Origin of the sequence: Actinosynnema sp. NPDC023658 (assembly GCF_040639995.1) — a bacterium.
In the GTDB taxonomy this organism is placed as follows: Bacteria; Actinomycetota; Actinomycetes; order Mycobacteriales; family Pseudonocardiaceae; genus Actinosynnema.
This window is the reverse complement of record NZ_JBFAAX010000345.1, coordinates 1-5,347: the sequence shown is the minus strand read 5'-3', so window position 1 is coordinate 5,347 and position 5,347 is coordinate 1. Positions and strand designations below refer to the sequence as shown.

The 5,347-nt window shown below is 71.9% G+C and carries 4 protein-coding genes; 2 read left to right on the top strand and 2 right to left on the bottom strand.

The window, feature by feature from the left end:
• Together AB0G02_RS25955 and AB0G02_RS25950 are read right to left on the bottom strand one after the other, a co-directional pair.
• On the bottom strand, window positions 1–1,916 hold a 1,916-nt coding region (locus tag AB0G02_RS25955), incomplete at its 3' end, for a glycoside hydrolase family 3 N-terminal domain-containing protein (protein WP_360798314.1).
• Window positions 1,917–1,982: 66 nt separating this feature from the next.
• A complete protein-coding gene (locus AB0G02_RS25950; RefSeq protein ID WP_360798312.1) occupies window positions 1,983–2,624 on the bottom strand; it encodes a TetR/AcrR family transcriptional regulator in 642 nt (213 codons plus the stop codon).
• Window positions 2,625–2,785: 161 nt separating this feature from the next.
• Between AB0G02_RS25950 and AB0G02_RS25945 the strand changes: the two genes are divergently transcribed.
• Both AB0G02_RS25945 and AB0G02_RS25940 read left to right on the top strand, forming a co-directional pair.
• On the top strand, window positions 2,786–4,324 hold the full coding sequence (locus tag AB0G02_RS25945; RefSeq protein ID WP_360798310.1) for an ABC transporter substrate-binding protein: 1,539 nt from the start codon (window positions 2,786–2,788) through the stop codon (window positions 4,322–4,324).
• 3 nt (window positions 4,325–4,327) lie between these two features.
• The gene (locus AB0G02_RS25940) at window positions 4,328–5,269 is read left to right on the top strand and encodes an ABC transporter permease (protein WP_360798308.1); all 942 of its coding nucleotides are present in this window, start codon (window positions 4,328–4,330) and stop codon (window positions 5,267–5,269) included.
• Window positions 5,270–5,347 lie beyond the last annotated feature (78 nt).

The following is a 5,347-nucleotide window of genomic DNA, read 5'->3' as shown; positions in this document are numbered from 1 at the left end:
TCGACGTTGACGATGTCGCCGTCCTCGACCACGGTCGAGTCGGCATCCGCCAACGGGAGCGTGACGGTGGCCGACTCGCCGGGCCGCAGGTCGACCTTGGCGAAGCCGCGCAGCTCGGAGCGCGGACGGGTGGGCCGGTGCTCGGCAGGCCCCACGTATAGCTGCGCGACCTCCTGCCCGGCCCGGTCGCCGGTGTTGGTCACGCGGAACGCCACCTCCCAGGCGTTCTCGGCCACCTCGGTCACCCGCAGGTCCGAGTACTCGAACCGGGTGTAGGTCAGGCCGTGGCCGAACGGGAAGGCGACCGGCCGGTCGAGCGCGTCGAAGTGCCGGTAGCCGACGTGCACGCTCTCCCCGTACACGGAGATGCCGTCCGAGCCGGGGAACGTGAGGTGGCTCGGATGGTCCGCCAGGCGCAGCGGGATCGTCTCGGCGAGCCTGCCCGACGGCGCGCGGTGGCCGAGGAGGAGGTCGGCCGTCGCGTCCCCGCCGCCCTGGCCGAGCAGCCAGCCCTCCAGGACGGCGTTGGCGTGGTGCTGCCACCCGGCCACCGAGACGACGCCGCCGTTGGACAGCACGACGACGACCCGGCGCGCGACGGCGGCGACCCGTTCCAGCAGGCTGAGCTGGTCGGCGGGCAGGTCGATGGTGGTCCGGTCGAAGCCCTCGGACTCGGCGTGCTCGGGCAGGCCGAGGAAGAGCACGGCCACCCCGGCGTCGCGGGCCGCCTCGACCGCCGCCAGTGCCGACGCCTCGTCCGCGGCGCCGTCCGCGGTGCAGCCCGGCGCGAACCGGACGGCGTCGGCGCCCAGCCGCGCGGTCAGCGCGTCCAGCGCCGAGCTCACCTCGGTCGGGACGATGCGCGACGACCCGCCGCCCTGGAAGCGCGGGGTGCGTGCGAGTTCACCGATCACGGCGACGGTGCCGAGCGCCGACTGGTCGAGCGGCAGCACGCCGTCGTTGGTCAGCAGCACGGCCGCCCCCGCGGCGGCTTCCCGCGCCAGGGCGGCGTTGTCGCGCCGGATCGCGGCCAGCTCCTCCTCGCCGGCGGGCGGTCGGGCGGCACCGATCCTCGACTCCAGGAGGCGCAACCGGTCGACGACCGCGTCCAGCACGGACTCGTCGAGCTCGCCGCGCTCGACCGCCGCCACGACCTCCTCGTCCGTGCCGGTCGGCGGCATCTCGAGGTCGAGGCCGGCGCGGAGGGCGGCGACCCGGTCGTTCACCGCGCCCCAGTCCGACACCACGACCCCGTCGAAGCCCCAGTCCTCGCGCAGCACGCCCGTGAGCAGCCACGGGTTCTCGCTGGCCGGAACGCCGTTGACGGAGTTGTAGGCGCTCATGACCATGGCCGGCCGGGCGGTCCGCACGACGTGCTCGAACGCACGGAGGTAGACCTCGCGCAAGGCCCGCTCGTCGACCTCGGCGGAGACGCGCATGCGGTCGGTCTCCTGGTTGTTCACCGCGAAGTGCTTGACGCACGCACCGGTGCCGGTCGACTGGAGGCCTTCGACGTACGCGGCGGCGAGCCGACCCGTCAGGTGCGGGTCCTCGGACAGGTACTCGAAGTTGCGCCCGCCCAGCGGTGAGCGCTTGATGTTCATGCCCGGCCCCAGGATGACGTCCACCTCCAGGGCGGCGGCCTCGCGGCCGAGCGCTTCACCGACCCGGCGGACCAGCGCGGTGTCCCAGGTGGACCCGAGCGCCACCGCGGGCGGGAAGCACGTCGCGGGGACGCTGTTCCCGATGCCGAGGGCGTCGCCGTCCTCACCCTGGCGGCGCACCCCGTGCGGCCCGTCGGCGAGCAGGAACGGGCGCACGAGGCCGGGTGCGCCGGTGGAGTGCCAGGTGTCGCTGCCCGAGGTGAGTGAGGCCTTGAGCGCGAGCGGTGCTGTCTTGGCCTCGTGATCGGCCATTGTGGACGGTCTCCTCATCGGGGGGCGTGACGGGTGCGGTACTTCGACGACGGGCCGCGGGAGGGTTCAGCCGGAGGTCGGCTCCCACCGGGAGGTGTCGATGCCGAGCAGGGCCAGGAAGTCCATCAGGCGGGCGCGCATGTCGATCACGTCCGGGGCGAGCAGCCACTGGGTCTGCAACCCGTCGAGCAGCGCCAGGAGGTGCTGCGCCGCCGCGCCCGGGTCGAACCGGCCGTCGGCCAGCTCGCCCAGGATGCCCGCGAAGTGGTCGCGGAGGATCTCGTAGCGGCGGCGGAAGTACGTGTGCGCCGGGTGGTCGGGGTCGCTGGCCTCGTTGGAGAGCTTGGCGTACAGCGCGACGAGTCCCGGTGTCCGGGCGTTGCGCTCGATGATGCGGACCAGCTGGCCGAGGTGGTCCCACGCGTCGAAGTGCTCGTCGAACAGGACGTCGGCGTCGACCTGGTCGCGTCGTTCGAGCACCCGCATGAGGAGTTCGTCCTTGCCCCCCGGGAAGTGGTGCAGGGTGCCGGCGTGGGTCAGCTTCGCCGCGGCGGCGATGTCCCGCAACGACACGGCGAGGTAGCCGGACTTCGAGAACAGCTCCGCGGCGGCGTCGACGATCCGCTCCTTGGTGCGGTCGCCCTTCGTGTACCGCTTGGCCGGGATCGGAGAGCCGCTCGCGACGCGGTCGGGGCCTGGGCTCGCCATCGGGTCTCCTCGGAGCGTTATCGAAGTGGTCTGGACATCGAGGCCGGAGGTGTGCCTACCATGTCGTCGCCAAAACTTACCACATGGTGAGTTCTAGATCGTAGGTCTGATCCGGCCAGGTGAGCGGGCGACGAAGCCCGGCAGCAGAACAGGAGTTGCCCATGAGGATCCGCAGATTTCCGACCGTCGCGACGGCGGGCGCGGTGGCGGTCGCCTTGGCGTTGGCGGGGTGCTCCGGGGCGGGCGGCGGCGCGGCCGGGCAGACCGATCCGACGCTCGACATCGCCACCATGACCCTCCCGCAGAGCCTCGACCCGGTGACCGCGGTCGGCGGTGCGCTGCCCTTCTTCCAGGCCACCTACGACTCGTTGGTCAAGCGCGAGCCCGACGGCGCGTACAGCCCGATGCTCGCCACCGCGTGGACGTGGGACGAGACCTTGACCAAGCTGTCGCTGACCCTGCGCGACGACGTGAAGTTCGACGACGGCACGGCGTTCGACGGCGCGGCGGTGAAGGCGAACCTGGAGCGCTTCAAGGCCGGCACCGGGGCCAACGCGAAGTGGTTCTCCGGTCTCAACCGGGTCGAGGTGGTCGACCCGACGCACGTCGTGCTGCACCTGGACTCCCCCGACCCCGCCTACCCGCACTACCTGTCCGACGCGGCCGGCCTGATGGCCAACCCGGCGGCGTTCACCGACCCGGAGAAGCTCAAGACCACCCCCGACGGCACCGGACCGTACGAACTGGACGCCGCGCAGACCGTCGTCGGCACCAGGTGGGTCTACCGCCGGGCCGACCACTACTGGGGCGAGCGCCTGCCGTTCGACGGCCTCACCATGACCGTGTTCGACAACGAGACGGCCATCGTCAACGGCCTCAAGACCGGGCAGGTCGACACCGCCGTCATCCAGGACGCCAACCAGCAGTCGAGCCTCGAGGGCGCCGCCGGGCTCACCGCGACCCCGGTCGACTTCGACTACCAGGGCATCCTGCTGTTCGACCGCGCCGGCAAGGTCACCCCGGAACTGGCCGACGTGCGGGTGCGGCAGGCGCTCAACCTCGCGATCGACCGCAAGACCATGCTCGACCAGATCCGCCGGGGCAAGGGCGCGGTCACCAGCCAGGTCTTCGGCACGGACACCGCGGGCTACCAGGAGGAGCTGGACTCCTACTACGCGCACGACCCGGAGAAGGCCAAGCGGTTGCTGGCCGAGGCCGGGCACGCGGGCGGCTTCGAGCTGAAGATGCCGCGCATGACGTCCATCGTCACCGAGGCCATCGCCTCCTCGCTCCAGTCCGACCTCGCCGCCGTGGGCATCAAGCTGACCTGGGTCGACGTCGACCAGGGCGACGCGCTGCGCCGGATCTTCACCGACCGCGAGTTCTCCGGCTTCGTCATGAACCTCGGTCAGCCCGCGAGCGACTGGCTGGTCGTCAAGGACCTGGTGCTGCCGGGGACGTTCAACCTGTTCGGCTACACCGACGACACGGTGAAGGCGCTCGTGCCGAAGATCCAGAAGGCATCCGGTGACGGCGTCGGGGGCGACGCCCGGGCGCTCAACCGGCACCTGGTCGAGGACGCGTGGTTCGTCCCGTTCTACCGGATGTCCTACGCGCTGGTCACCGACTCCGGCGTCACGGCGCTCCCCCAGGCCGGCATGGCCGTCCCGTCGCTCTACAACTACAAGTCGGCCGGCTGAGACATGCTGTGGTTCGTGCTGCGCCGCCTGGCCGCGGGCGTCTTCCTGCTCCTCGTCATCTCGTTCGTGTCCTTCGTGCTGCTGTCGGTCCCGCACCTGGACGTGGCGCGGCAGCTCGTCGGCCAGGCCGCGCCGCAGGACGTCGTGGACGCCAAGAACGCGGCGCTCGGCCTGGACCGGCCGGTCCTGGCCCGTTACGCGGCGTGGCTGGGCGACGCGGTGTCCGGCGACCTGGGCAGGTCGTGGTTCACCAGCGAGGACGTGCTGACGGCCATCGGCAACCGGCTCCCGGTGACGGTGAGCCTCATGCTCGGCGTCACGCTGGTCACCGCGGTGCTCGCCTTCCTCCTCGGCGTCTGGGCCGGCGTCAGGCGCGGCGCGGTCGACCGGTTCGTGCAGGTGCTCGGCGTGGTCGGGTACGCGCTGCCCGGCTTCCTGGTCACGCTCGTCATCGTGCTGGTGTTCGCCGTGCGGCTGCGGTGGTTCCCGGCGATCGGGTACACCCCGCTGACGACGTCCGTCCCGGGCTGGCTGTCCACAGTGGTCCTGCCGATCGCGTCGCTGTCCGTGGCGGCCGTGGCCGGTGTGTCGCAGCAGGTCCGCGGTTCGGTCATCGACGTGCTGCGGCAGGACTACGTCCGGACGCTGCGCGCCCGCGGCCTGCCGCCCCGGCGGGTGCTGTTCCGGCACGTGCTGCGCAACGCCTCGGCGCCCGCGCTGACCGTGCTGGGCATGCAGTTCGTCGGCCTGCTCGGCGGCGCGGTGCTGGTGGAGCAGATCTTCGGCCTGCCGGGCATCGGGTCCATGACCGTCACCTACACCACCCGCGGCGACACGCCGATCATCATGGGCCTGGTCATGACCACGGTGGTCTGCGTCGTCGTGATCAACCTGGTCGTCGACGTCCTCGTCGGCTGGCTCAACCCGAAGGCGAGGACCGCATGAGCGAGGCGTCCACGACCGGCGGCCCCGCGCCCGCCGACGTCCCCGCGCACCGCCGCACCGGCGCCGCGCGGCGGTTCC